General features: G+C 66.8%; 25 protein-coding genes and 1 tRNA gene. 2 read left to right on the top strand and 24 right to left on the bottom strand.

Annotation, left to right across the window (positions count from 1 at the left end):
* Nucleotides 1–7 precede the first annotated feature (7 nt).
* The 18 genes from OHB26_RS03690 to OHB26_RS03605 form a co-directional block, all read right to left on the bottom strand.
* The gene (locus tag OHB26_RS03690; protein WP_330182826.1) at nt 8–1,363 is read right to left on the bottom strand and encodes a hypothetical protein; all 1,356 of its coding nucleotides are present in this window, start codon (nt 1,361–1,363) and stop codon (nt 8–10) included.
* Entirely contained in the window at nt 1,363–3,135 is a 1,773-nt protein-coding gene (locus OHB26_RS03685) for a hypothetical protein (RefSeq protein WP_330182825.1), read from the bottom strand. Before OHB26_RS03685 ends, OHB26_RS03690 begins: the two co-directional genes overlap by 1 nt.
* 119 nt (nt 3,136–3,254) lie before the next feature.
* Nucleotides 3,255–3,554, bottom strand: a complete 300-nt coding sequence (locus OHB26_RS03680) for a hypothetical protein (protein WP_330182824.1) — start codon at nt 3,552–3,554, stop codon at nt 3,255–3,257.
* A gap of 3 nt (nt 3,555–3,557) precedes the next feature.
* A complete protein-coding gene (locus OHB26_RS03675) occupies nt 3,558–3,950 on the bottom strand; it encodes an HK97 gp10 family phage protein (RefSeq protein WP_330182823.1) in 393 nt (130 codons plus the stop codon).
* A 2-nt stretch (nt 3,951–3,952) separates the two neighbouring features.
* Nucleotides 3,953–4,372, bottom strand: a complete 420-nt coding sequence (locus tag OHB26_RS03670) for a hypothetical protein (RefSeq protein ID WP_330182822.1) — start codon at nt 4,370–4,372, stop codon at nt 3,953–3,955.
* 10 nt (nt 4,373–4,382) lie between these two features.
* On the bottom strand, nt 4,383–4,742 hold the full coding sequence (locus tag OHB26_RS03665; protein WP_330182821.1) for a hypothetical protein: 360 nt from the start codon (nt 4,740–4,742) through the stop codon (nt 4,383–4,385).
* Nucleotides 4,742–5,083 carry a phage head-tail connector protein gene (locus OHB26_RS03660; RefSeq protein ID WP_330182820.1) on the bottom strand — a complete coding sequence of 114 codons (342 nt, stop codon included), beginning with the start codon at nt 5,081–5,083 and terminating at the stop codon, nt 4,742–4,744. Before OHB26_RS03660 ends, OHB26_RS03665 begins: the two co-directional genes overlap by 1 nt.
* An 11-nt stretch (nt 5,084–5,094) precedes the next feature.
* The gene (locus OHB26_RS03655; RefSeq protein ID WP_330182819.1) at nt 5,095–6,636 is read right to left on the bottom strand and encodes a phage major capsid protein; all 1,542 of its coding nucleotides are present in this window, start codon (nt 6,634–6,636) and stop codon (nt 5,095–5,097) included.
* The gene (locus tag OHB26_RS03650; protein ID WP_330182818.1) at nt 6,633–6,911 is read right to left on the bottom strand and encodes a hypothetical protein; all 279 of its coding nucleotides are present in this window, start codon (nt 6,909–6,911) and stop codon (nt 6,633–6,635) included. Before OHB26_RS03650 ends, OHB26_RS03655 begins: the two co-directional genes overlap by 4 nt.
* Before the next feature lie 126 nt (nt 6,912–7,037).
* A complete protein-coding gene (locus OHB26_RS03645) occupies nt 7,038–7,667 on the bottom strand; it encodes a M15 family metallopeptidase (protein ID WP_330182817.1) in 630 nt (209 codons plus the stop codon).
* Nucleotides 7,664–8,809, bottom strand: coding sequence for a phage portal protein (locus OHB26_RS03640; RefSeq protein ID WP_330182816.1), 1,146 nt, complete (start codon nt 8,807–8,809; stop codon nt 7,664–7,666). Before OHB26_RS03640 ends, OHB26_RS03645 begins: the two co-directional genes overlap by 4 nt.
* 222 nt (nt 8,810–9,031) lie before the next feature.
* A complete protein-coding gene (locus OHB26_RS03635) occupies nt 9,032–10,459 on the bottom strand; it encodes a terminase large subunit domain-containing protein (protein ID WP_330182815.1) in 1,428 nt (475 codons plus the stop codon).
* Nucleotides 10,410–10,808 (bottom strand): hypothetical protein, encoded by a 399-nt coding sequence (locus tag OHB26_RS03630; protein ID WP_330182814.1) that lies wholly within the window; start codon nt 10,806–10,808, stop codon nt 10,410–10,412. The genes OHB26_RS03635 and OHB26_RS03630 overlap by 50 nt, the downstream gene beginning before the upstream one ends.
* 233 nt (nt 10,809–11,041) lie before the next feature.
* Nucleotides 11,042–11,305: a hypothetical protein gene (locus OHB26_RS03625; protein ID WP_330182813.1), complete on the bottom strand. Its 264-nt coding sequence runs from the start codon at nt 11,303–11,305 to the stop codon at nt 11,042–11,044.
* Between the two features lie 6 nt (nt 11,306–11,311).
* Nucleotides 11,312–11,581 (bottom strand): HNH endonuclease, encoded by a 270-nt coding sequence (locus tag OHB26_RS03620; protein WP_330182812.1) that lies wholly within the window; start codon nt 11,579–11,581, stop codon nt 11,312–11,314.
* Nucleotides 11,581–11,787 carry a hypothetical protein gene (locus tag OHB26_RS03615; protein ID WP_330182811.1) on the bottom strand — a complete coding sequence of 69 codons (207 nt, stop codon included), beginning with the start codon at nt 11,785–11,787 and terminating at the stop codon, nt 11,581–11,583. The genes OHB26_RS03620 and OHB26_RS03615 overlap by 1 nt, the downstream gene beginning before the upstream one ends.
* Before the next feature lie 560 nt (nt 11,788–12,347).
* A complete protein-coding gene (locus tag OHB26_RS03610; protein ID WP_330182810.1) occupies nt 12,348–12,554 on the bottom strand; it encodes a hypothetical protein in 207 nt (68 codons plus the stop codon).
* Nucleotides 12,555–12,709: 155 nt separating this feature from the next.
* Nucleotides 12,710–12,782: transfer RNA gene (locus OHB26_RS03605), tRNA-Lys, on the bottom strand.
* 343 nt (nt 12,783–13,125) lie between these two features.
* On the opposite strand from OHB26_RS03605, the gene OHB26_RS03600 reads away from it, so the two are divergent.
* Complete coding sequence (locus tag OHB26_RS03600) at nt 13,126–14,316, top strand: L,D-transpeptidase (protein WP_330182809.1); 1,191 nt, start codon at nt 13,126–13,128, stop codon at nt 14,314–14,316.
* A 104-nt stretch (nt 14,317–14,420) separates the two neighbouring features.
* Here the strand turns inward: OHB26_RS03600 and OHB26_RS03595 are convergent, their stop codons facing one another.
* The 3 genes from OHB26_RS03595 to OHB26_RS03585 all read right to left on the bottom strand — a co-directional run bounded on the left by OHB26_RS03595 (nt 14,421) and on the right by OHB26_RS03585 (nt 17,054).
* Nucleotides 14,421–14,789, bottom strand: a complete 369-nt coding sequence (locus OHB26_RS03595) for a hypothetical protein (RefSeq protein ID WP_330182808.1) — start codon at nt 14,787–14,789, stop codon at nt 14,421–14,423.
* A 115-nt stretch (nt 14,790–14,904) separates the two neighbouring features.
* Entirely contained in the window at nt 14,905–15,552 is a 648-nt protein-coding gene (locus tag OHB26_RS03590) for a cyclase family protein (RefSeq protein WP_330182807.1), read from the bottom strand.
* Between the two features lie 23 nt (nt 15,553–15,575).
* Entirely contained in the window at nt 15,576–17,054 is a 1,479-nt protein-coding gene (locus tag OHB26_RS03585; protein WP_330182806.1) for an FAD-dependent monooxygenase, read from the bottom strand.
* 70 nt (nt 17,055–17,124) lie between these two features.
* Between OHB26_RS03585 and OHB26_RS03580 the strand changes: the two genes are divergently transcribed.
* A complete protein-coding gene (locus tag OHB26_RS03580; RefSeq protein WP_330182805.1) occupies nt 17,125–17,808 on the top strand; it encodes a TetR/AcrR family transcriptional regulator C-terminal domain-containing protein in 684 nt (227 codons plus the stop codon).
* 68 nt (nt 17,809–17,876) lie between these two features.
* Here the strand turns inward: OHB26_RS03580 and OHB26_RS03575 are convergent, their stop codons facing one another.
* From OHB26_RS03575 to OHB26_RS03565, 3 genes are all read right to left on the bottom strand, one after another.
* Complete coding sequence (locus OHB26_RS03575) at nt 17,877–19,424, bottom strand: amino acid permease (protein ID WP_442942849.1); 1,548 nt, start codon at nt 19,422–19,424, stop codon at nt 17,877–17,879.
* Nucleotides 19,402–20,472, bottom strand: a complete 1,071-nt coding sequence (locus OHB26_RS03570; protein ID WP_330182803.1) for a Glu/Leu/Phe/Val family dehydrogenase — start codon at nt 20,470–20,472, stop codon at nt 19,402–19,404. The genes OHB26_RS03575 and OHB26_RS03570 overlap by 23 nt, the downstream gene beginning before the upstream one ends.
* A gap of 140 nt (nt 20,473–20,612) precedes the next feature.
* The gene (locus OHB26_RS03565) at nt 20,613–24,089 is read right to left on the bottom strand and encodes an indolepyruvate ferredoxin oxidoreductase family protein (protein WP_330182802.1); all 3,477 of its coding nucleotides are present in this window, start codon (nt 24,087–24,089) and stop codon (nt 20,613–20,615) included.
* Nucleotides 24,090–24,222: the final 133 nt, after the last annotated feature.

Below are 24,222 nucleotides of genomic sequence, written 5' to 3'. Positions count from 1 at the left end.
GGGTCTCCTAGCTGGGTGCGTAGACCAGTGGATTGGTGAGGTACCGGAAGTCGTTCCAGGACACCGACGGCGAGAGCTGACCGGCGGCGTTGGTGCGCCACTGCAATGAGGTGGCGAGTTGATTCCAGAGCACGGCCGCTGTGGTGTTCGTCTTCCAGATGTATTGCAGGGTGGTGCTGATAATCCATCCGCCGTCGTATTCGATGGTGCCTCCGATGATGGCGCATATCGGAATGATGGACGGCAGCCAGGCGGAATAGACCGATGACGAAACGTACACGATGCCTTGCGTTTCCGCTGCCAGCGTGAACACTTCGGCTTCGGCCTGGGAATGGAATCCATTGGTGCGGCGGGTGTCCCACGTGACCGGTGGGTGTTTGGGCAATGCGCCCTCGTACTGTCCGCGCGCCAGGACTTCGGTCACCATCGGGTCGATATGAATTCCGTTGTCTATCCACGATGTGAATTGCACGGTGCGTCGGCCGTTGGTGTCGCCCTCCGGTACCTGCGCCACGGTGGTCACGTCGCCGCCACCGTTGGGTGCATCCTTCCAACCGACCTGTACGCGAGTCACAACACTGTTGGGGGCCAACTGAATTCCGTCGTCGGCCGTGGTGTCGCACCCCGGTAGACCGACGCCCTTGTAGGTCTGTGAGTCGTAGATGATGTTCCCGGCCTGCACGTAGACCAGGCCGTCGGGCATCTGCACGAGGTATATCAGCGCCTCGTAGCTGCGCCGGTACAGATGCCGAATCACATTGGTGTGCGGGTGATATGAGTACGTGTCACCCATGGACATATAGAACTCATCGCACAGCGAATGCAGATCACGGCCCTTCACGTCCAGCGGCCAGCACGAGATATTCACACTTCCGGGGTAGAAATAGAACGCGCTGATTTCCGCCGGAACGGCAGCGTCGGCAATTCGATTGGCGCGCGTGATCATTGTTTCTGTGGGCCAGGTGCCCGGCGACATGACCACGTTTCCGAGATCGGCATCCTTGGCGGCGGCGGTAATGGCAACGATCCATCCGGCCAGGCCGTCACGGTTCGCCGGGCGTGCGGTCGCGCCGGTCACGCGCCCGGCGAACCATCGCTGTGTGATGCCGCTTGCGGTGTGCTCCCACCACAATTCGATGCGGCGGCCGATGATCTGTTTCGCGGCCACCTTGTCGGCAAAGGTCCCGGTGCGGTCGAGCACCGATACCTGCGCGGTGCCGGGGCGCGCGTGGCTGATGTAGTCGTCACGGCCCCAATCGACTTTGATACCGGCCAGTGCCAGCGCGGCCGTGCCGATCAGCTTCGGGTCGCATTGCAGGCGCTCGCCGTCGAGCACGATGTAGGGCACCGGGTTGTAGGGCATCAGGCCACCCGCAGATCAATGGCGGCCGATGCGCCCACGGTGATGTTGCGCCCGGACAGGATGCGCTGAATCTGCAACGCGGTGGCTTGCGGGTCCACCGCCCCTTCCACGGTGATGTTCACGGTGGTGATCTGCGGGGCCGCCATCGATGCGCCCGCCGCAGCGGCGGCCCAGCCCAGCAGCGGCGGCGCGGCGGCGGTCAGCTCCGGGCCGGGCGCGGCGAAGGCATCGAACCCGGCGGGCAGGAATCGCAGCACATCGAACCCGGCGGCGGCGGGCACACCGACCAGCTCAGCGACCGGACCGCCGAACAGACTGGTTAGCCAGCTGGGCGGCGAAGGCCAGTGGATATTTCCTATCCAGTCGACCAGTGAGCGGATGGCGTTGATCACCGCAGTGATCGCGCCGGTGACGATGCTCATCGCGCCTGCTACCGGACCTTGCAACATGCCGACCAGGGAAGCCGCGGCGTCGACTATCGCGATGATCAGCGGCGACAGCGACACCAGCAATTCCGCGAGCGGGGGTAGCAGGGAGGTCACGAGTTCGGCGAAGGTCAGCAGCAAAGGGGCAAGAGCGACAACGAGATTCACGAACGCGCCCACCAGATCGGGCAGCACCGGGGCCAGGGTGTTGATCGCGGACACCAGGGCGGTACCGATCTGGCCAGCGACTTGCGCGAGGACGGGCGCGAGCTGAGTGAACAGCGACGCGACCACGGGTAGGACCGGCATTAGCGCAGCTGCGAGGGCGGTCGCGACCTGCTGTATCGCGGGCGCGAGGGCAACGACGACTTGGGCCAGGCCCCCGATCAGGATCGCGGCGAGCTGGGCGAAGGGCGGTATCAGCGGAGCGAGCGCGGAGAGCAGCTGCGCGAAGGCATTCGCGATCACCGGCAGCACCGGCGCCAGGGCAGAAAACACCTGGACAAGGGCGGTCCCGATGGTGCCCGCCATCTGCTGTAGCGATGGGGTGATTGCGGTCAGCGCACCGCCGAGCGTGGTCGCCAGCGTGCCGAGCACCGGACCCATCACTACGCCCAGCTGCGCGAGGGTCTGAATCAGCGGGCCGACGACTTGACCGATGCCGGTGATCGCTTGGGCGAACCCATCGAACAACGCGGTCAGCGTGCCGTTCGCGGCGAGCTGGGAGAACGCCGAACCGATCTGGTCGAGCACCGACCCGAACGCGGTTCCGATCTTGCCCGCCACCGGTTCGGCAGCGGCCCCGAAATCAAGAAGACCTTGCGTCATGCTGGCCAGCCCCGACCCCAGCGCGCGAACGAATTGCTGTGCGCCGGAAAGCAATTGCGCGAGAGCGGCCGAACCCGGCCCGGCCAGCTGATCGACTACCGCCCCGAACACCGACGACACCGCCGACGCGATGCCCTGCATCTGCGGTGTGATCTGGTCGAGCAGTCCGCCCAGCTTCTCGAACGACGATGCCATCTCGTTGGCGAAGGTGCCGGACACGGCTTCCTTCAACCGGCCCAACGCCGGGGCCGCGCCCTGAGCGGCTTGCTTGATGCCGTCCATACCCAGCGCGACCGCAGCGATAGCGGGCGCGGCGAGCGCGCCGACACCGGCCAGCCCGAGACCGAGTGAACCGACCGCACCGGCCGCCGCCGCAGCGGCACCGGTGAGCGCTGCCATCTTGGTGACCGTGCGTGCCAGTCCGCCGATCGCGGATGCAGTGCGCTCGAGTTCGCGCCGGGCATTGGAACCGTCGCCGATGATCCGCACGGACAGAATCGCGGTGCGGTTCGCTGCCATGGTCTACCCCTTCGCGCGCTCGTTGGCTTCGTGCAATACGTCGATCGCGGTCGCGATCACCTCATCCGGTTCGGCCAGCCACCAGGCGGGCATGGTGTTGGTGGCTACGGCGAGCGCGACTAACTGACGCTCGTACGAACCGGGCTCGTAGGGTCCACCTGTTCGGCCTCGCCCGCTTCGGCGACGGCGGCGGCCTGGCTCACGAACTCATCCCAGTTGCCGGGGAACAGCCCGAGTCGCCGCAGCGCGGCGTAGCCCAGGAAATGCAGGTACGTGATCATGTCGTCCTGCGGGGCATCCCACTTCTGCGCGCGCCGCGTGCGCGCATAGGACATGTGGTCGGCAACGGTGGTCGCAATGTCGGAATGCTCTGTGCCGTCGAGCATTTCGATATCGAGCCGTACGCGCATCACGGCCATGGTTCACACTCCTCTGACTGATTCGATGAGTTCGGTGAGGTGATCGAAGTACTGCTGTGTCCACTGCTCTTCGGTGTCCTGCGCGCCCTTGGTCAGGAACGGGTCGGCGGTGATTCCGCGTGTGGGCCAGCCCCATTCGATGACCCCGGCATAGGGCGTGCGGCCCCGGTAACCGGTACCGGCCTTGAGCACACCGGCCCTCTGGGTGGCGCTGGTGCGGATGGTGCCGACCAGGGCACCCGTGCGGCGCGGTGCGACCGCACGGGCACCACCGGCGGCGGTCTCCGCCACCGCCTTGTTGATTTCCTTCAGCTGGGTCATGTCGGCACCGGCGCGGCGCAGCGTGCGCCGCAATTGCTGAATGCCGTCCACGCGCACCAGCGCGCCGCGCGCCATGGCTACGGCGGCGTCGGGTCGTAGGCGACGGGCTGACCGACCACCGACCACTCGACATCGGCCGTCGGGCGGGTCTTCACGTCACCGCCGATCGCGAGCGGATCGACGGTCAGCGTGCCCTGAAATCCCTTGTCCAGCACGGTGTTCGGCACGAACTTGAACGGCACCTGTTCGCCCGCGTGGGTGAGGCTCCAGGTGTTGATTCCGTTAGTGGACAAGTCCTGAATGATGGTGGCCTTCAGGGTCCAGTCGTAGGTGATCTCACCGGCGAGCACACCACCGCAGAGGGTGTTGAGATCGTCATCCTTGTTCTTGTCCGGCGACAGTGTGGCGCTGGTGATCTGGCACGAAATGTCAATGTTCGTACCGACGTCGCCGAGGGTCAGAGTGCCCGGCCCCATCTTGTAGCTTGCTACCGGCATTGCTTGTCTCCTAACAGGTTTCGAGGTCCACAGTGATTCGGAACGCGGGCAGCGGATCACCGCCGGACGGCAGCGGTACACGCTCGGACAGGGACGTATCGGCATCCGGTGCGATCACGGTCAGCGCCTGGTCGAGCAGACCGGTAAGGGTCTTCAGTGCTTGCGGTACACCGATGTTCGGGGCGATCAGGTAGATATCCGCGGTGACTGTTCCGCCTCCGCCGAGTAAGTCATGGGCGACCGTTCGCGCGGCCACCCACGCACACGGCGGGTTGAGGTCACGCGGGTCCACGCTGGCGCGTATTCCGGCCGCGCGGAGCTGGCTCACCACGATGTCGAGCAGCGCGGCCACGTCGATGCTGTGCGCCATCAGCCCACCGCCGGACGGGCGTACGCGCCCAGGCCGAGCAGATGCGCGATATCGGGATCGTTGCGTTGCACATAGATCGGGCCGAGTTCGCCGAACGACTCCACACCGGACGGCGAATTACGGCGGCGGTAGATCCGCGCGGCGAGCATGACCGCGCCCTGTACCAATCGGTCCGGCCATTCGTCGGCGACGATGACGGCCGGGCCGAACCAGTGCGCCATGAGATCGTTCACCGCGTCCACTACTTCGGTCAGTGCGGCGTCGTCGCTGGTGTCGGTCAGCGACAGATACGCCTTCACGTCGGTGATGCCGATCGCGGGTGGGCCTACAGGTGCGGTCATGCTCGGACTCCTTACGGGGCCGGGGTGATGGTGACTTTCGCAATGCCCTTCGCGTGGTGCAGCAGCGTGGCGTAGTAGCCGAACACCGCGCCGTCGTGGCCGCCGCGCGCCAGGTCCACCGCTTCCACGCGGATAGGCGAACCGCCCAACTCGTAGAAGGTGGCGGCCGGGCGTGCGCCGACGATCACGGTTCCGGCTGGTACGAACTCCGAGGTGGTGAACGCGGACGGGTCGATACCCAGCAGCGCCAGGAACGCGGGCAACTCCTGGGTGGTGATGTCCAGCAACCCCATGAAATCGGTGGGGTTCACCAGCACGAACGTGGCGCGGGCGCGGCTGTTGATCTTCACGTAGTTCGCGCCGGTCGCCACGGCCTTGAGCAGATTCGCCGCAGACCCGGCGGCGGTCGCCGACGCAACGACGAACGCGGCGGCGCGCTGGTCGGACTCGTAGGCGTAGTCCTCCGCCATGGCCCGGAAGTACGACGCAATGAAGTCCTGGTCATTGAAGTCCAGGAACTTGCGGTCAAGATCATGGCCACCGGCGAGCCGCTTCGCCTCCACCGAAACCGATTCGGTGGTAACGGGATTGGTCGGAATCTCCGCCTTGTCTCCGGCGTAGTCGCCAACCTGCGGCTTGGTGACCCAGCGCCAGCCGGTCACCTTCCAATGCGCCAGCGCGCCGGGGGTGAGCAGCGGCACCACCGCCCGCTCGTAGGCGACACCGGACCACAATTCGCCAACCCAGCCATCCGGGGAAACCCAGGGGTTCGCGGTGCGGGTGATATCGGCCAGTGCGGCGGTCAGCGTCATGTCACCGTTGCGCGCGGCCTGCAAGGTGTCGCACACATCGGTGTAGGACATCGGGCGCGGTTCGGTGCGCGCGGCGGCGAGCAGCTGACCGGGGGCGGCGGCCGGCATGGAAAGTGCCGGCTGCGGGGAAAGTGCCGGCGGGGAAACGGCCGGCTGCGGTTCGGGGGTGGCGGCGGCGAGTACGACGGCGGGCGCGTCGATGGTCGCGGCGGCGGGGGTTTCGGTCATCGTGGCCTCTTCCGTTGCGGTGGTTGGGTTTTCAGGTCCGGGGGTGGCTGCGGTCACGGAGTGAACGCGGGCATCGTCGAACGCGGGAATGGCCACCAGGGCCACGCCGTCGAGGGTGGCGCGCACGACGCGCAGACCATCGGGGGACAGCTCCACGCCCGACAGCTCCACGCTCAGGGCATCGCGGATACCTTCGGCCGCATCGGTCAGCGCCAGATCGCCATCTGCGCCGGTGCCGACCTTGAACGTGAGCGACAGACCGGTATCGCCGTCGTCGGCGGCGGTGACGTAGCCGACCGGGGTACCGGTGCCGTCAGGGCGGCGGTGATCGCGGAACAGCTTGACCCGCTTCAGGTCACCGGGAATCGCAATCGCGCCCCGCTCCACGGTCACGCGCCCGCGATTGGTCCGGCCCGCTACGCCGTAGGGCAGCGCCAGACCGGTGATGATGCGACGCGCGGCGTCGGCGATCACGTCGGCGTCGGCGACCATGCACAGCATGTCGTCGGTCATTGCTCGTCCCTCCGGTGTCGGCCGGGGATTGCGGCGGTGGTGGCGGCCAGCACGGGCAACGCGCGCTGTAGCCACGCCTCTACTTCGGGCAGCGCGAGCACGCGCGTGATGACGGCGTTTCCAGCTAGCGCGGCGGCGAGAACGATCGCGGCGCGGGTCTGGCCCAGATTCGCCACCAGCAGCGGCACGAGCGGGCCGAGCCCGACCAGGGTCGCCGCGGTCGATCGGACCGCCGCGCGCGCCGGGTGCTGTACCTGGGTCGGCTCATCGGTCATCGGCGGCCAGCTCCGGCACGCGTCGCGCCTGTAGCGCGTTGGTGATCGACACGAGCAACACCGCCATGGCACCGACGGAAACCATTGCGGTGCAAGCGATTGCGAACGCAAGGATGACGAACCACATCATTTCGCCGCCCCGCCCTTCAGTGCGGCGAGCGCATCCACCAGGCTCAGGTTCTCGCCCTTGGCGTTCTTGCCCAGCTGCGGCCAGCCCTTGCCGCCGGGGCCGCGCAGCTGTTCCCAGACCTCGCGCAGCATTCGCCGATCTTCGTCGGTCATATCGTTGTCCTCCGATGCGTAGATGCCCAGGTATCCGGCGCGCAGCTTCGCCGCGAATCGCGCCAATTCCTGTGCGTCACAATTGATCTGGTAATGCATCTCGTCGGGCCGGTCCCACCAGCGGCCCCAGAACACCGTTCCCTCGAACAGGTCCAGTCCGTGTTCCACGGTGGCCACCCGGTCGGCGGGCATGGTGTATTGCTGCCACGGGTAGCGGGTGGCGTTGATATCAATCGCGGTGCCGCTCAGATGATTTGAGTTCCACACGTCGTTCGTCGCCGACCAGCCCCACTCGTCACGCTGCCCGGTGTCGATACGTTCGACGTTGCGGTGATACCAAGCGGCCCAACCCTTTAGCACCGTGGACACGTCACCCGCGCGCAGCTCCACCACCGCGCGGGTACCAGGCACCGCGCCACGGTCGAGGTTGTCCGCGTCGATCTGCGGCCAGCCGTTCTCGGTGATCAGGGTCATTGGCGCGCTCCTGTCCGTGCGGGGGTTGCCGCGCCCGGCGCAGCGGGGGAAGCGCTGGGCGCGGCGACGGGTCGCTGAGATAGCGGTCCGCCATCGTCGGGAACCTGAACCCGCACAGCGGGCCCGACGAATTCCTCTGGGTCGAACGCGATCCGCACACCGGCGGGCACCATGTCATCCATGCCCAGCCGCGCGGAGATCGCCGACATGTACGGCGCGAGTCCGTAATCCACCAGTTCGGCATTGCGCCCGGCGGTGGTCTCGTAGGTCAGCGACGCCGTGGGGCCGGTCGCGTCGATCACCGTCGCCGGGATACCGGCGGCGCGCGCGATATCCACGGCGGCGGCATTGCGGCCCTCGATGAGCAGATGCTCATTCGGCGCGCCGTGCTCGCGGAGTTCGATCGCGTGATTGGTGTACGCCACACCGCCGTTCGCGCCGCGTCGCGCGGCGGCCCACTGCGACACCAGCGCATTGATCTCGGGCTGCGGCATCGGAGCATCGGTGGTCTGGTGCAGCTCGAGATTCGCCGACGGCGTGTCGGCCACCTTGTCGGCGGCGGCGATCAACTTCGCCGCGTGCCGGATCGCGCGCTGTGCGAAGTACAGAAGACCTTCGTCCACACCGGGAATCAGGCATACCGACGTATCGGCCACCAGCTCGCCATCGATGACGATGCGGCCCACGGTGTCGAACTCCCACCGCTCCCACGGCACGCGGTCGGCGGACACCACGGCCCCGGCCCCGTCGCGCGTGAGCGACCACAGCGACCAGCCCCAGAACAGCAGATCATCAACCGTCCACAGCATCCGATGAAACGGTGACACCGGCCCATCGGTACGGGTCAACCACTCCGGCTGTTGCGACAGGAGATCGTCAATTCGATAGGCGCGCAACGGCATTCGCGCAATCGAACCCGCGATGATGCGCCGCGCACGTGCCATCGCGGGAACGCTCATCGCCTCGATGCGGGTCATCGGTAGTACGTTCTCGAGGCCGACCAGATCGGGCCAGACCACTTGATTCAGGTGCGAGGGATAGGCCGACCAGGGCGACGACACCGTAAGTGTGTTGGGCGACGCGCTACCGGCGACCAGCTCCGGCAGCGAGCGAACCGCTTTCAGCGACGCCAGGAATCCCATGCATCCGATCGTCCGGACCGCGCTGACGTTGCCGTGAGTTCGCAGCGGCCAGCGTGTCGGCCGCGCGCTTGCGCGATGCGAGGTCATCGGCGTGTGCGTGGATCACATGGTTCTGTTGTGCCCGGCGTACTTCCGTGCGGTTCGCGCCCAGGTAGCGCCAGCCGCATTCGCACACCGTGAGCGCGGTGCTGTCGGTCGCGTCTGTCCGGAATAGGTGCGCGCTCATCCGAACACCACCAGCGGCGCGGCGGTCGGGGCGGCCTGGTGGTCGAGCGCCCACGCCGCGAGCGATGCCGCTTCCATGGACGCGATCGACCCGGACGCGCGGCGCGCGAAAGCGAAGGCGTCGCCGACCGTGCGCTTGGCGACGATATCGGCGGCGGCCGAGAACGCCGGATCTGTGCGGAACCGAATCCGCGGTGACCCACCTTCGGCCGGGGCCAGGCGGTCGAGCAGGTTCGCCGCCGCCGCGCAGACCTCACGGGTACCGATCGGCAACAGCTCCAGGCCCGACACCGCGAGTTCGTCCGCGAGCGTTGCCGACGGCCCGCCCCGGTCGATCGCGACACCGTGGTTACGGTGGCGCTCTGCGAGTTCGCGCATCCGCCCGGCCGCCCATCGCACGCCGGGGCGGCAGTCGATCAGCTCCACCACGGGCACGCCGTCGGGGCCGGGCGCGGCGGCAACGATCGCGGTCTCGCTGCGATCGATCGCCACGGCCGCGCCGAACGCCGGGCGCGCATCGGCCGGAATCGCCTCGTCGGTCTGCGCCGCATTGAACACAGCGGGCGGTATGAGCCGCTCGCCCGCGCCGGTGCGCCGGTTGCCGTAGGCGCGGGCGAACTCGCCGGGCTTGTCGCCCAGCTGATCACGCGCCCGCTCGAGGGCGGACATATCGATGGTGTGCCCGTAGGCGGGGTGAGCGGCGGACACGGCCGCCAGGTCGAGCGGGTCCGCGTCGTCGGGTATCGACCATTCGAAGTAGCAGACCGCCGGATCACCGGCGCGGCCCCGGTCCGAAAGCCCATGGAACCATGTGGATTCCGCCGTGCCCATCGTGGACAGGATGATGGTCTGCGCGCCCGGCCGCGTGGCCTGGGTCGGCACGATGGCCTGCATGAGGTTCGCGCCCTGGGCATCGGTGAACACCCATCCCTCGTCAATGTCGTTGAGGTCGGATTGCTTGCCGTGCAAGGCATCTACCGTCGGCGGGTGCGGGCGCAGCTCCGACCCGGTGTGGGTGAAGATCATTCGCGAATCACCCGCGCCCCACTTCACGGACACGAGCGGCGCGAGCGGTGAGCGCAGTAACCGGTTCGCCATTTCGCGCCACTGGTCGCGCGCATCCTGCCCAGTCTGCGCGGTGTGCCAGGCACGCCCGGTCGGCCGGGAGATGCAGCGGTGCACCGCATTCGCCAGGACAAGAGTCGTCTTGCCGGACTGGCGCGGTACGGAGATCACCACGAGCGGATGCACGTACCGCCCGGCGGCGTCCACCTCGAGAGCGGTGTCCGCTACTTGGCGTTGCCAGGGCATGAGCGGCTGGCCCATCGCGGCCGACACCTTGGCGACCGATCCGCCGAAGGTGCGCCGCGACGGGTCACGCTTCGTCGCGAATCGGGGCGGCGGTGTCGGGGGTAGCGAGTTCACGAAGCAGCTCCTGTAGGGCGTCGGTCTGCGCGGCGGCGCGGGTTTCCGGCGTCATGCGAAGTTCTTTGAGCGCGTCCAGGATTGGGTTCACGATCTTCGCCGGACCATAGGGTTTGTTCTGCGCCTCGAACGTGTCCAGCGCCCACATGCCTGCCCGGACCAGCGCGAGCGTGGCGGCGTCGCGCTCGGTCAGCGTGCCGTCGGCGATCTCGGCAGAGATGGCCGATTCAGCGGCGGCGGAGTGGCGGCCGGGCGCGGGACGGATCACCGCCTGGTCGTCGGGCAAGTCCGGGAGCAGGGACGCCTGCCCGTCCTCCGGCGCCCGCGATGGTCTGCGCGGCATGGTCATATCCTTCCTATTGCGTGTCTGACCTGCGGTTTTTCTGTGTACCTACCCCGGTTGTGTTGGGGGCCGGGGAAAATGGACACTGGGCGCGGGGTGTCCTGGGGGCCACCAGCCAAAGAACCGGGGCCATTCGCGCGCATACGGACGCAATCGACGCACCAGCCGCACTCGCAGCGGGGCCGCCAGCGTGCGCCGATGTGGTGGCACGTCTCGTAGTGGTCGAACCACGCCATGACTCAGCTCTCCGTGCCGCCGCTGATGCACAGGTCCGGGCAGCCGGGGCCGGGCTGGTGCAGGGTGTAGAGCGGGGGCACCCCACAGGTACGCGAGGTCGCCAGCGCCGTGCCCTCGAGGGTGTGGCCGATGTTGTCCGTGCTCACTGCCACCGTGCCGTTCTCGCTGGGCTCCACGTCCAGCGGCACCAGCCAGTTATGTTCGATATACCGCCAGGCCAGCGGTGCGCCACACAGACGGCAGAAGGTCTCTATCTCCAGCTCCATTGCTGCTCACCACTTCCGGGAGGGTGCGAGTTGAGGGGCGCGCCGCGCCGCGCGCTGGGCGCGCCAGTCGGCGAGTGGCTGCGCACCGCGCGCGGAGTTGCACGAGTGATGCGCCGGGCGAAGGTTGTCCAGCGAGTCGGGTCCGCCTTTGCTGCGTGGAATCAGGTGATCCGCGGTGGTCGCTCCCGGCCGTCCGCACAGGTGGCAGATATCGCCGTATTCGGCCAGGGTCGCCGCGCGCAGTGCGGCGGCGCGGCGGCCCGCCCATTGCCCCATCACTCCACCACCGGCGCGGGCAGCGGGACCGGGGCGACGGCGACCGGCGGCGGCCCAACGTGTTTCGGTGCCGGGCCGGGCCGCTCGCCCAGTTCGCCGATGATGATGTGTCCGGGTATGCCGATGCGGTCGGCCGGTGCGAGTCGGCCGGATCGGGCTGAGTTCGGTTGTGGTGCAGGGGTGAGCTTGTCCGGGGGTGTCTGCACTACTAGAACCTGTGTCAGTTCACTAGGGGTATCGGTTGCCATTTGGTTACTCGATTCCGTTGTGGTGCATAGATATTCGGGAATGGGTAGGGATATTCCGGAGCGCTGGTCGCCACCCAGCGCCGCCACCCAGTTTTTCCGCTCACCGTTTGCGTCCCCAACGCCTCTGGCCCCGTGTCTGGTGTGACACAAGGGCTTTCGGTATGTCCCACCGTCCACGGGGATCAGTCGAGTCGGGTGAGCCGTACGCCGGTTCGCACGGGATTAGTTGAGTGAGCACGTACCGGAGCAAGTTGGTTAGCGGCGGACTTGCCTGAGAACGCCGGAGAGTCACGGCTATTCGGGGACGGCATCACCCCATCGCGTTACTGATGCCCACCCGTGCCCAGGACGGGACACCGGGCGCGGGCGGGAGTCGGACCCACCGCCGTTGCGACAGTCCGCACAGCGCCATATCTCGCCCGTAGGCAACCGGGGAACCCGGGCACGGGGGTGATAGGGGCGCTCGCACATCGGGCAGCGAGGCAGGGGCGTAGGGCGTCGAATGGCGGGGCGGCGCGTCATGCCGCGCCCCGCTCCAGTTCGTCGGCAAGCTCGCGGAGCTTGGCGACCGCGATCGACACCGGCAGCGCGGCCGGGGCGTCGTCGGTGTGGAACGTATGGGCTACAGCGCATCCGGGCCGATCGGGATCAGCGCCGAGCGTGATCACCGTCGAGGCGTAGTAGACCGCATCGAACAGGTCGGCCGGGGAGGCTTGCCCACTCATGACAAAACCCCCTGTGCCGAAGTTGGCAAGGGGGTTGCGGAAGATGTGTACGACCGGGGGGAACGCGCTACGATTCGGGGATGACCACCACCAGGCAGAGCACGCACGAAAGGGCCGGGGTTCGTAGTCGAACCGAACCCCAGCCCTTCGTTTTGTGCGCCATCAGGGACTTGAACCCCGAACCCGCTGATTAAGAGTCAGCTGCTCTGCCAATTGAGCTAATGGCGCATGCTTTGCGTCCTGGCCTCTCCCTGTCGGTGTTGGCCTCTCTGCGGTGCGGAAAGAACATTAACAGGCTCTGCGATGAAATGTGAAATCGCCCCCTTGAGCTGCGTTTTTGGCGACTTCGACGAACTCGCTGCGCAGTGTTAACGAATCGGGGTCCGGTACGGATGAACCGGTCGAGCCCTGCGGGGGCGGGTGGTATCGGCGTGTGGTGGGTCCATGCTGCCTGGCAGAATGATCGAGGCGTGGTCTCGACCGAACCCCGCGGGCGTGGTGGTCGAGCAGGCGTGGTCGGGGTCGAAGCCTTCGGGGCCGACTACGCACTAGACATGGAGTGGGGTTGTATATGAAGCAGTGGCGGGGATCCGTTGCCGTTCTTTCCGTGCTGGCGATGGCGCTGGTGGGGTGCTCCTCGGGGAATTCGTCGAAGGATTCCTCTTCTGTCGCAATCGATTCCAACCCGGTGAGCGAACTGGTGAAGCCGAAGCTGGTGTCGCCGATCAAGGATGGTCAGAAGGGCGTCTCGCCCGGTGACCCGCTGGTGTTGCAGGTGCAGGACGGCAAGCTCACCAATGTGACGCTCACCAATCCGGAGGGTAAGCCGGTCGGCGGCGAGCTCGCCAAGGACGGCTTGTCCTGGAAGTTGACCGAGCAGTTGGGTTTCGCGCGCAGTTACAAGCTGTCGGTGGATGCCATCGGCCTGGGTGGTGCGAGCAACTCGACCATGACCTTCACCACAATCTCGCCGAACAATCGCACGCACCCGTATCTGCTGCCCGCGGAGAACGAGGTCGTCGGTATCGGCCAGCCGGTGGCGGTGCAGTTCGACGAGAACATTCCGGACCGCAAGGCCGCCCAGAATGCGATCAAGATCACTACGACCCCGGCGGTCGAGGGCGCCTTCTACTGGGTGAACAATCGTGAGGTGCGTTGGCGGCCCGAGCATTTCTGGGCTCCGGGCACCAAGGTCGATATCGCGGTGAACGTGTACGGCAAGGATCTGGGCAACGGCCTGGTCGGTGATACGGACATCACCTCGAACTTCACCATCGGTGAGGCGACCGTCTTTTCCGCCGACGACAACACCAAGATGGTGACCGTCGAGAAGAACGGTCAGGTTGTCAAGACCATGCCGACCTCGATGGGGAAGGATTCCAGCCCCACCAACAACGGCATCTATATCGTCGGCGACCGCTTCGAGAAGATCATCATGGATTCCTCCACCTACGGTGTGGCAGTGAACTCGCCGCAGGGTTACAAGACGCCGGTGGACTGGGCGACGCGAATCTCCTACTCCGGCATCTTCTTCCACTCCGCACCGTGGTCGGTCGGCCAGCAGGGCTACAGCAATACCAGTCACGGCTGCCTGAACCTGAGTCCGGCGGACGCGCGCTGGGTGTACGAGAATTCCAAGCGCGGTGACATCACGATTGTGAAGAACACGGTGGGCGACATCCTGCCCGGAACCGACGGCCTGGGTGACTGGAATATCCCGTGGGCGCAGTGGAAGGCCGGCAACGCCGACGACAACCGCTGATCACGAACATGAAGAAGGGGCACCGGCGCGTAGCCGGTGCCCCTTCTTCATGCGCTCGATCTCCGCGCCCGGCAGCCTCGATCATGCTGCCGGGCGGGTTCGCGCTACAGGGTGGGCAATCCCAGACTGCCCTTGCCGTTCAGGCTGTCGCAGCCGAATCCGGCCTTGCCCAGCACGGTGGAGGCGCTACCGGTGACGGCGCACAGCGTCTTGTAATCGCCGAGCAGCATCTTGTCCAGATTGGGCAGGCCGAACGAGCCGGTGCCGGTGGAGCCGGTGGTCGCGAGCCCGCCCGAGCTGCCGGTCTTGGCCGATCCGGACGCCGATCCGGTGACCTCGGCGGTCATGGGATCGTCATTGGTCGTCGTGGTCGTGGAGGTATCGGTGAGAGTGATCTCCGCGGAGGCGACTGCGGGGGCGGCGCTCAGAATGGCAGCCGTGGCCAGCAGGGTTGTTACGGTACAGCGCTTCACGTAAAGGTCTTCCTTGATCGAGCTCGGATCGGGGGCCCCGACCTCCCCCGTGCTCCCTGGAGTCTACGAAGATCAAGTGGGCCGCGCCACATAATCCGATACAGTGCTGTACCCGTCACAACCCGATGCGAGCGATAGCTCGCACGGGCGCTCCGTCCGCGCCTGGCAGGTTCAGGGGAAGTAGGGAGGCCTCCACGCGCCGGCCCAGCCGTTGTTCGGCCAGCACCTCGTCCAGCGCGGTGAGGTTCTCGGCGATCACAGTGTGCGCGCCGCACAGGATTCTATGCGACGGAATGTCTTGTGCCGGAGTCGGATCCACGCTGAGCGTATCGATCCCGACGGTCCTGATCCCGGCCTCGACCAGATAGGCGGCGGCCTCGGGATCCAGATACGGATGTGCCAGGTAATCGGGTGTTCCCCAGTGCCGCGACCAGCCGGTGGCGATGAACACGATCAGCCCCGGCTGGACCTTCTCCTCGAAATATTCCCGGCCGATCGCCGTGCGCGGCTCGAGCCCGCGTGCGTCGATCACCACCGCCGGTCCCACGAATCGCTCCAGCGGTAGGGCATCGAGCGTAGGTAGCGCGTCATCGATATGGAAGGGCGCGTCCACATGCGTCCCCGTCTGCGATCCCATATCCACATGCAGCACATTCACCCCGTCGGCGGCGACGGTCAGGGCCGTGTGGATATTCACTTCGGGATCGCCGGGATAGACGGGCATTCCGGTCCGCAACGGGACCGACAGGTCGATGATGCGCACGCGCTCAGCCTAGAGCCCGCGGCTCAGGCGGTCGCGCCGAACCAGGTGGCGAGCGCCTCGGCGAGCCCGTCGGCGCCGGGCTCGTCGGTGGCCCAGGCGACATAGCCGTCGGGGCGGATCAGGACCGCGGCGGGGGTGGGGATCCCGCCGACGCCGGGGAGGGTCCAGGTGGCCGCCGGGGTGTCGGCGGTGACGATATCGATGTGCTCGAAACCGGTCGGCAGGGTGGGTGCGGGGGTTCGGTTGAGCAGCAACAGGATCGGGTGAGCGCGGCGGCACAGTTCGAAGAAGCGCGTGGCGCAGGTGCTGGTGATCAGCACGGCGTCGGGCATGCGGCGGCCCGCGAGGGGGTGAGCGCATTTGGTGTCGTAGTCGATATCCAGGGCGGTGATCATGAGGCCCAGGCGGTGCCGGACCTCGGGGAGTTCGACGAGATCGCTCATGACATCGCGCAGGGCGTCGGTGTGTGCGCCCGGGCGCATCAGGGCGGTCTGCGCACGGGTGTTGTGCAGCACCCGCTCGGCGATCGGATGACGCTCGGATTCGTAGGTATCGAAAAGGGTTTCGGGTGCGGTGCCGCGCACGGCGGCGGCCAGCTTCCAGCCCAGGTTCACCGCGTCCTGGATGCCGAGGTTCTGACCCTGACCCCCCGCGGGGAAGTGGATATGCGCGGCATCGCCCGCGAGGAAGACCCGTCCGGCGCGGTATCGCACGGCCTGGCGCGCGGCGTCACCGTAGTGGGTGACCCAGCGCGGGCTGTGCATGCCGTAGTCGGTGCCCGCGAGTTCGATGAAATTGGCGCGGAAATCCTCGAAGCTCAATTCGGTGCCGCGCGGCAGCACCAGGTCGTGGCGTTGCAGGATCAGCCGGTACCAGCCGGGCTGGAACTGTATGACGGAGTAGTCGCCGGAGACCCCGCGCCGGGCGAAGAACGGCTGGGCGGGCGGATCGGCGAGCTCCGCATCGGCGATCATGCCGGTCGCGGTGGCATCGGTGCCGGAGAAGTCGATGCCGGCGATCTTGCGCACCGAACTGCGGCCGCCGTCGCAGCCGACCAGGAACGCGGCCCGGAGGGTGCGCGGTCGCGCACCGCCGATCTCGACCTCGATGCCCGCGTCATCCTGGTGGAAGCCGATGACGGGCGAGCCCCACTGGGTATTGACGCCCAATTCGTCTGCGCGGCCCTCGAGTTCGCGTTCCATGATCGATTGCAGCACCGCGAGCATGTACGGGTGATCGGTATCGAAGTCGGCGAAGTTCAGTGCGAGTCCGCCGAAGTGCCCGGCCTGCATCTGACGGCCCTGCGGTAATAGTCGGCCCAGGATTCCGCGCTGATCGAGGATCTCCATACTGCGGGCGTGAATGCCGCCGGCGCGCGATTCGCCGGTGCGGGCGGGGAGTGCGTCGACCAGGGTCACCTGGACTCCGGCCAGCCGCAGTTCGGTGGCGAGCATGAGTCCGGTGGGACCGCTACCTGCGATGACGACATCCGTGGTGGCCATGACCTTCTCCTTAACAACGTTAAGCCTTTAACGCCGTTAAGGAAAACAGAACGCTGTTAAGGTGTCAACCGTGAGCGAGAAACCGGCCGTGAAGCTCGATGGCAACGCCATTGCCGTGGCCGCCCTGGACCTGCTGGACGAGGCCGGGCTGGACGGCCTGACCATGCGCAAGGTCGCGGCGGCACTGAATGTGCAAGCGCCCGCGCTGTATTGGCATGTGAAGAACAAGCGCGAACTGCTCGACGCCATGGCGCAGCACATCTTCGTCGACGCCGTGGCCGGTCTGGAGGCGCCGCGGCGCGATGAGGGCTGGCAGGACTGGCTGATCCACCTCGCCGCACGCCTGCGGCAATCCATGCTGCGCTATCGCGATGGCGCGCGGGTCGCCGCCGGAACCTTCATCAGTGATGAATCCATGTGGCGCACGGTGGAATTGACACTGCGCACGCTGGAGGACGCGGGCCTGGATCGGCTCGCGGCCGAACGCGTCTTCCCGATCCTGCTGCACTACACCACCGGCTTCGTCATCGAGGAGCAGGCGCGCACCGGGACGGAGTACCGCGAAAACCCCTATACCGCCGACCATCTCGGCGTAGCGGTGGACCCCGCCCGCTATCCGCGCACCGCCCGCATGGTCACCGATTTCGCCACCGCCGACAACGACCGGGAGTACGAGCACGGTTTGCGCGTCATCCTGGCCGGGATCACGGCGGCCGTCGCATCCGTCCCGAACCCGGGATCCGCTACCGGCTGAACGACCACGAGGGCGCGAATCATCCCCCTCATCAGGATGATTCGCACCCTCACCGGTGTGCTGGACGGCTAGCTGACGGGCGTCGCCTCGGGCGTCTCGGCCGCGGTCTGCTTGCGCAGCACCGAATGCTTTCGGCTGTAGGCGAAGTAGACGACAACGCCCACCGCCATCCAGATCACGAAGCGCAGCCAGGTCTCGATGGACAGGTTGAGCATGAGCCACAGGCAGGCCAGGGCGGCCAGGATCGGAACCAGGGGGACGAGCGGAACGCGGAAGCCGCGCTTCAGGTCCGGGCGGGTGCGGCGCAGGATGGGGACGCCGATCGACACCAGGACGAAGGCGACCAGGGTGCCGATATTGACCATTTCCTCGAGGGTGCCGAAGTCGACGAAACCGGCGAGCAGGGCACAGGCGATACCGACGATGACGGTCAGGCGGACCGGGGTGCCGTGCTTGCCGGTATGCGCGAGACCGCGGGGGAGCAGGCCGTCGCGGGCCATGGCGAAGAGCACCCGGGTCTGGCCCAGGAACATGACCATGACCACGGTGGACAGGCCCGCCAGCGCGCCGACGGAGATGATGTTCTTCACCCACATATCGCCGTGGATGGCGAAAGCCGTTGCCAGGGTGGCATTTCCGCTCGAGAGCGCAGTGTAGGGGACCATTCCGGTGAGCACCAGCGAGACCGCGACATAGAGCACTGTCACGATGGCCAGCGAGCCGAAGATGCCGCGCGGCACATTGCGCTGCGGATCGCGCACCTCCTCGGCGGTGGTGGCCACGACATCGAATCCGATGAAGGCGAAGAACACCAGGCTGGCGGCGGCCAGCAGGCCGTACCAGCCGAAGCTGGTGCCGCCGGAACCGGTCAGGAAGCTGAACAGCGACTGATGTACTCCGCCCGCCTTCTCGGACGGCTGCGACGGCGGAATGTACGGGGTCAGGTTGGAGGCCTTGAAGTAGGTCGCGCCGACCACCAGGACCAGGGCGATGACGGCCAGCTTGATGGCGACCGCGATGGCCGAGACCCGCGAGGAGAGCTTGGTTCCGGTGGCCAGCAGCACGCCGACCGCGGCGATGATGAGCACCGCGCCCCAATCGAAGTGGATCGAACCCAGCTCCAGGATGGGCGGCCGGGAGCCGAGCACCTCACCGAGATACTGCGACCACCCCTTGGCCACCACCGAGACCGCGAGCGCGAACTCCAGAATCAGATCCCAGCCGATGATCCACGCGATGATCTCGCCGAAGGTCGCGTACGCGAAGGTGTACGCGCTACCCGCTACCGGCACCGTCGAGGCGAATTCGGCGTAGCAGAGCGCGGTCAGCCCGCACGCGATCGCCGCGAAGACGAAGGCGAGCGAGACCGACGGCCCCGCAACGGTTCCCGCCGTCCGCGCGGTGAGGGTGAAGATGCCCGCACCGATGACCACGGCGACACCGAAGACAGTGAGGTCCTTGGCCGTCAGATCCTTGCGTAACTTGGCATCCGGATCATCGGTGTCCCGGATCGACTGTTCAACTGATTTGGTGCGGAATAATCCGCTGGTGATCGCCACTTCTGGTCTCCTCCTTGAAACTCCGGCGTCGCGGTCAGATCGACCGCGGGATGGCATCGAGGCGCCGCTCGGCGAATCGATTCGCCGCCGCGCCCGTACCGATGCCGGAAGCCTTTGCCGCCGTGATGATGTCGCGGCAGCGGTCGTAGATGGCCGTCACATCGGCTTCGATGGCGGCCGGATCGGCGGTGCGCAGTTCGCCCGCCACCTGCATGAGGCCGCCGGCATTGGCGACGAAATCGGGGACCCAGGTAATGCCGCGCTCATTGAGCGCGTGCTCGATATCCGGGGTCGCGAGCTGGTTGTTGGCCGCTCCGCAGACGAGTTTGGCCTCGATGGCCTCGGCGCTGGACGCGGTGAGGGTACCGCCGAGAGCGCAGGGGGCGTACACGTCGACGGGTGCGGTGGATACGGTGCTGAGCAGCCGGACCGAGGGGTGCACCTGGGAAACGCGTTGCAGGGCGACATCGTTCACATCGGTGACGCAGACCTCCGCGCCATCGGCCAGCAGCATGCCGATGAGTTCGCTGCCGACCTTGCCCGCACCCTCGACGCCTACCGTGCGGTTGGCGAGTGAGGCTGTGCCCCAGACGGATTCGGCTCCGGCGCGCATGGAGTGAAAGACGCCGAGCGCGGTCAGCCGGGCGCTGTCACCGGAACCGCCCGCGGCAGCGCTGCGTCCGGTCACGAACGGCGTGTGCTTTCCGATGATGTCGAGGTCGTCGGTGTTCGTGCCGACATCGCCCGCCGTGATGTACCGCCCGCCAAGGGTATTCACGAACCGCGCGTACGCCGCGAGCAGCTCCTCGGTCTTGGCGACGGCCGGATCACCGATGATGACGGCCTTGCCGCCACCCAGATCGACCCCGGCGGCAGCGGCCTTGTAGGTCATACCCCACGACAGTCGCAGCACATCTTGCAGCGCGGCCGACTCATCGGCATACGGATAGAATCGGGTGCCACCGAGTGCGGGACCCAAGGCGGTCGAGTGGATGGCGATGATCGCCTTCAGCCCCGTCTTGTCGTCCTCGCAGAACACGACCTGCTCATGAGCCCGCGAGCTCACCTCGTGCGAGCGCCCGAAAACGCCTGTCTCGGTGTGCATTGCAGTCACAATCCATTCCTCTCTCGATGCCGTTCGTGGCGGCGCTTCACTGCGGAAACCGGCTGGGTTTGCCGGTGTGGATCCCGGCCGAAGACGTGCCGGGATGGCGGGGGTTGCCCGCCTGTTCAGGGTTTTGCTGCTCAGCGGTTGTCGAGGCCCAGGTCGCGCAGGGCGTTCCAGTACAGCTCGACATTGGCGAGCTTCACGTCCTCGTAGCCGCGCACGAGGTCGGGGAGGGCGGCGGCCTTGACCGCGGTGTCGTAGGTGTCCGTGGTCAGGCTGACGGCCAGCTGGCGCATCAGTCCGGTGTAGTGGGAGAGCAGTTCGCGCTCCACTTTTCGGACGTGAGCGTAGCCGAAGGGGTCCAGGCGGGTGCCGCGCAAAACCTTCCCCTTGGCGAGAAGCCGCAGGGCCACATGGGATTTCGGGGTGAGGCCGATCTTCTTCTTACGGCCCAGTGCGCGCAGCACGGGTGGGTGGAGTTTGTAGGTGAGGTTCTCGCCACCGGGGACCTGTTCGCGCACCTGCGCCAGGAAGGCCGGATCGACCAGCAGGCGCGCCACCTCGTACTCGTCCTTGTAGGCGGTGAACTTGTGCAGTCCGCGTGCCACCGCCTCGCTGAAGTCGGTGCGGTCGGTGACCGAACGCTCTGCGGCCCAGATGGATTGGACGGTATCGAGGTAGCGGCGGGCGATCTTGGCGCTCTGGAACCGCACCAGCTCGTTGGCGCGCAGTTCGACCAGGCGGCGTACCTCGCCCTCGAAGGTGGTGCCGGTCAGCAGCTCCGCGGGTAGGGCGGGCAGGGTGTGCTGCGGCGCAACGGATTCGACGGCCGCCGCGAAGGCGGTGGGGTCCGCGATAGCCACTCGTCCCCAGCGGAACGCGTCGATATTGGCCGCCACCGCAACACCATTGATGCCGATGGCCTCCTCGATGGCGGCGGCGGGTAGGCGAAGTCCACCTGTCTGGAAGGCCGCGCCGACCATCAGGAAGTTCGCCGCTGCGGTATTGCCGAACAACTTCTCGGCTGCTGCCAGCGCATCGAAATGGCTGAGCGAATTCGATACCGCGGCAAGGCGATCCAGTAGCGGCTGGGTCTCCGGATACGCGACCGACTTGTCGTACACCATATCGCCGGTGGGTGTGCGGCTGGTGGAGGCGATCGCGATCGTGCCGGACGGGTTCGCGTACTGGAGGTTCTTGGGATCGGCCGCGGTCAGCAGGTCGATGGCGATAACGCAGTCCGCGCTACCGGGGGTGAGCCGGTTGGACGGCTCCAATTCGGTGCTGGAGAAGCGCAGATGCGAGATGACCGGCCCCGCCTTCTGACTCAGGCCGATCTGATCCAGGCTCTCCACCTCGTATCCGGCGCGCAGCGCGGCGGTGGCCAGCACCTGGTTGACCGTCACGATGCCGGTGCCGCCGATGCCCGCGAGCAATACATTCTGCGTGCCCCGCGGTGCGGCCAGGCCGGGATCGGACACCATCGGCGGCTCGGCCTGCTTGCGGGATTTACCGCGCCCCTTGCTATCAGGTGTCACTTCCACCGTCACGAACGACGGGCAGTCACCGTCCAGGCAGCTGTAATCGGTATTGCAGGAGGTCTGATCGATCCGCGTCTTACGCCCGAACTCCGTCTCGACCGGTTGCACCGAAAGGCAATTCGACTTCACCCCGCAATCACCGCAGCCCTCACACACCGCCTCGTTGATCACCACGCGGGTATTACGCACCGGCAGGGTGCCGCGCTTGCGCTGCCGCCGCGCGTCGGCCGCGCAGTGCTGGTCGTAGATCAGCACCGTGACGCCCTTGATCTCACGCAGTATCCGCTGCGCCTCGTCGAGCCGATCGCGATGCCACAGCAGTGTGCCCTTGGCCAGCGCCCGCCTATCGTGCCGCTTGGGCTCGTCGGCGCAGATGATGATCTGCTTGACGCCCTCGGTGGTCAGCTTGTGCGTCAACTGCGCGACCGACAGGATGCCGATGGCGTCCTGTGCGCCGGTCATGGCGACGACCTCGTTGTAGAGCAGCTTGTAGGTGATATTCACCCCGGCCGCCACGCACGCCTGCACCGCCAGCTGTCCGGAGTGGAAGAACGTTCCGTCGCCGATGTTCTGGAACAGATGCGGCACATCGGTGAAGGGCGCCTGGCCGATCCACTGACTGCCCTCGCCACCCATCTGGGTGAGCCCGGTGACCGCGCTGTCACCGCGACCGGAGAGCGTCACCAGGGTGTGGCAGCCGATTCCGCCGCCGCCGATGGACCCCTCGGGCAGGGCGGTGGAGCGATTGTGCGGGCAGCCGCTGCAGAAGTACGGGGTCCGCTTGGCGGAGAGCACCTCCAGTGAAAGTGGCGGGGGCGCGGCTCTTTTCAGCTCGACATGGGCGCGCAGCACCCGGCGCAGCGGTCCGAGCAGTCGCCCGGGGGTCAGCTCGCCGTCGGCGGGCATGAGCAGCGCGCCGCGCGCGTCCTTCTTGCCGACGATCTGCGGCGCAGCCACTGTGCCGTAAAGGATTTCACGAATCTGAGTCTCGATGAAGGCGGTCTTGTCCTCCACCACGATGACCTGTTCGAGTCCGCGTGCGAATTCGGTGACCCGCTGCGATCCCACGGGATACGGCATTCCGATACGCAGTAGTCGAATCCCGGCGCGATGCATGGCCGCGTCATCCACGCCGAGATCGAGCAGCGCCTGCCGGACCGCGTCGAAAGTGGTTCCGGTGGCGGCGATTCCGAGCTTGGCATCGGCCGGGTTCACTTCGATGACATCGATATCGTTCAGCGCGCCGAATTCGCGCACCATGGCCCAGCGGGGGCCGTACAGATCGGCTTCGGCCAGCACGCTGTCCGTCGGCGCGGCCATGGGCCGCTGCCGGTAGACGAAAGGCTTTCCCTCCCAGAGTACTTCGGGAGTGATCAGTGGCAGATCGGCTACCGAGGCGTCCACCGTCCAGGCCCCGTCCGCCACATCGGCGACAATCTTCATGGCCACCACACAGCCGGAGGCTCGCGAGAGCGCCACCCCCGCCATCCCCATGGTGATGATCTCCTCGGCATTGCGCGGGAACAGCACCGGCACACCCATGGCCGCCAGCGACCGCTCGCTCACCGCGGGCACGGTGGAGGATTTCGAGGCCGGATCATCGCCGACCAGCAGCAGCACGCCGCCCCTGCCATTGACCCCGTACATATTCGCGTGCCGAATGGCATCGGTGGCACGGTCGACACCGGGTCCCTTGCCGTACCAGACCCCGACCACCCCGTCATGGGTCGCGCGCCCGGCGGGCAGATCGGCCTGACTGCCCCAGACCGAGGTGGCGGCGAGCTCCTCATTGAGACCGGGTACGAAGGTGATGTCGTGTTCGGCAAGCACATTCGGCATGCCCAGCAGCATCTTGTCCACACCGCCCAGCGGGCTGCCCTGATATCCGGAGACGAAGGTCGCCACGCGGCGACCGGCGCGAATATCGCGGACATGCTGTTCCACCAGTAACCGGGCGATGGCCTGCACGCCGGTCAACAGGACCGGTCCGGCGCCGGAGCGATACCGGTCGGCGAGGTCGTACGGGGCGGCCGGTTCGGCCTGCTGCGAGGACGGGCAGGCAAGGCTGGTCATGAACAGTCACCACACTCTCCACAGCCCAGATCGTGAGCTGCAAACGAAGGCACTAGCAATCGGTGTAGCGAAATCTGCCGTCGAGGGGTGATCTGTGTCAACAGATGGGTGAAAAGTTGATCAGACTGCTCAA

Source organism: Nocardia sp. NBC_01503 (assembly GCF_036327755.1).
In the GTDB taxonomy this organism is placed as follows: domain Bacteria; phylum Actinomycetota; class Actinomycetes; order Mycobacteriales; family Mycobacteriaceae; genus Nocardia.
The sequence above is the reverse complement of the archived record's forward strand: the minus strand, read 5'-3'. Positions and strand labels throughout refer to the sequence as shown.

What these genes read in the sequence shown, in the direction of transcription:
- OHB26_RS03570 (WP_330182803.1), bottom strand. Translation starts at nt 20,472, where the DNA reads ATGCACACCGAGACAGGCGTTTTCGGGCGCTCGCACGAGGTGAGCTCG.
- OHB26_RS03565 (WP_330182802.1), bottom strand. Translation starts at nt 24,089, where the DNA reads ATGACCAGCCTTGCCTGCCCGTCCTCGCAGCAGGCCGAACCGGCCGCC.
- OHB26_RS03660 (WP_330182820.1), bottom strand. Translation starts at nt 5,083, where the DNA reads ATGACCGCACCTGTAGGCCCACCCGCGATCGGCATCACCGACGTGAAG.
- OHB26_RS03655 (WP_330182819.1), bottom strand. Translation starts at nt 6,636, where the DNA reads ATGACCGACGACATGCTGTGCATGGTCGCCGACGCCGACGTGATCGCC.
- OHB26_RS03610 (WP_330182810.1), bottom strand. Translation starts at nt 12,554, where the DNA reads ATGAGTGGGCAAGCCTCCCCGGCCGACCTGTTCGATGCGGTCTACTAC.
- OHB26_RS03625 (WP_330182813.1), bottom strand. Translation starts at nt 11,305, where the DNA reads ATGGAGCTGGAGATAGAGACCTTCTGCCGTCTGTGTGGCGCACCGCTG.
- OHB26_RS03685 (WP_330182825.1), bottom strand. Translation starts at nt 3,135, where the DNA reads ATGGCAGCGAACCGCACCGCGATTCTGTCCGTGCGGATCATCGGCGAC.
- OHB26_RS03675 (WP_330182823.1), bottom strand. Translation starts at nt 3,950, where the DNA reads ATGGCGCGCGGCGCGCTGGTGCGCGTGGACGGCATTCAGCAATTGCGG.
- OHB26_RS03680 (WP_330182824.1), bottom strand. Translation starts at nt 3,554, where the DNA reads ATGGCCGTGATGCGCGTACGGCTCGATATCGAAATGCTCGACGGCACA.
- OHB26_RS03640 (WP_330182816.1), bottom strand. Translation starts at nt 8,809, where the DNA reads ATGGGATTCCTGGCGTCGCTGAAAGCGGTTCGCTCGCTGCCGGAGCTG.
- OHB26_RS03620 (WP_330182812.1), bottom strand. Translation starts at nt 11,581, where the DNA reads ATGGGGCAATGGGCGGGCCGCCGCGCCGCCGCACTGCGCGCGGCGACC.
- OHB26_RS03650 (WP_330182818.1), bottom strand. Translation starts at nt 6,911, where the DNA reads ATGACCGATGAGCCGACCCAGGTACAGCACCCGGCGCGCGCGGCGGTC.
- OHB26_RS03670 (WP_330182822.1), bottom strand. Translation starts at nt 4,372, where the DNA reads ATGCCGGTAGCAAGCTACAAGATGGGGCCGGGCACTCTGACCCTCGGC.
- OHB26_RS03585 (WP_330182806.1), bottom strand. Translation starts at nt 17,054, where the DNA reads ATGGCCACCACGGATGTCGTCATCGCAGGTAGCGGTCCCACCGGACTC.
- OHB26_RS03665 (WP_330182821.1), bottom strand. Translation starts at nt 4,742, where the DNA reads ATGGCGCACAGCATCGACGTGGCCGCGCTGCTCGACATCGTGGTGAGC.
- OHB26_RS03645 (WP_330182817.1), bottom strand. Translation starts at nt 7,667, where the DNA reads ATGACCCTGATCACCGAGAACGGCTGGCCGCAGATCGACGCGGACAAC.
- OHB26_RS03690 (WP_330182826.1), bottom strand. Translation starts at nt 1,363, where the DNA reads ATGCCCTACAACCCGGTGCCCTACATCGTGCTCGACGGCGAGCGCCTG.
- OHB26_RS03575 (WP_442942849.1), bottom strand. Translation starts at nt 19,424, where the DNA reads ATGCCATCCCGCGGTCGATCTGACCGCGACGCCGGAGTTTCAAGGAGG.
- OHB26_RS03630 (WP_330182814.1), bottom strand. Translation starts at nt 10,808, where the DNA reads ATGACCATGCCGCGCAGACCATCGCGGGCGCCGGAGGACGGGCAGGCG.
- OHB26_RS03600 (WP_330182809.1), top strand. Translation starts at nt 13,126, where the DNA reads ATGAAGCAGTGGCGGGGATCCGTTGCCGTTCTTTCCGTGCTGGCGATG.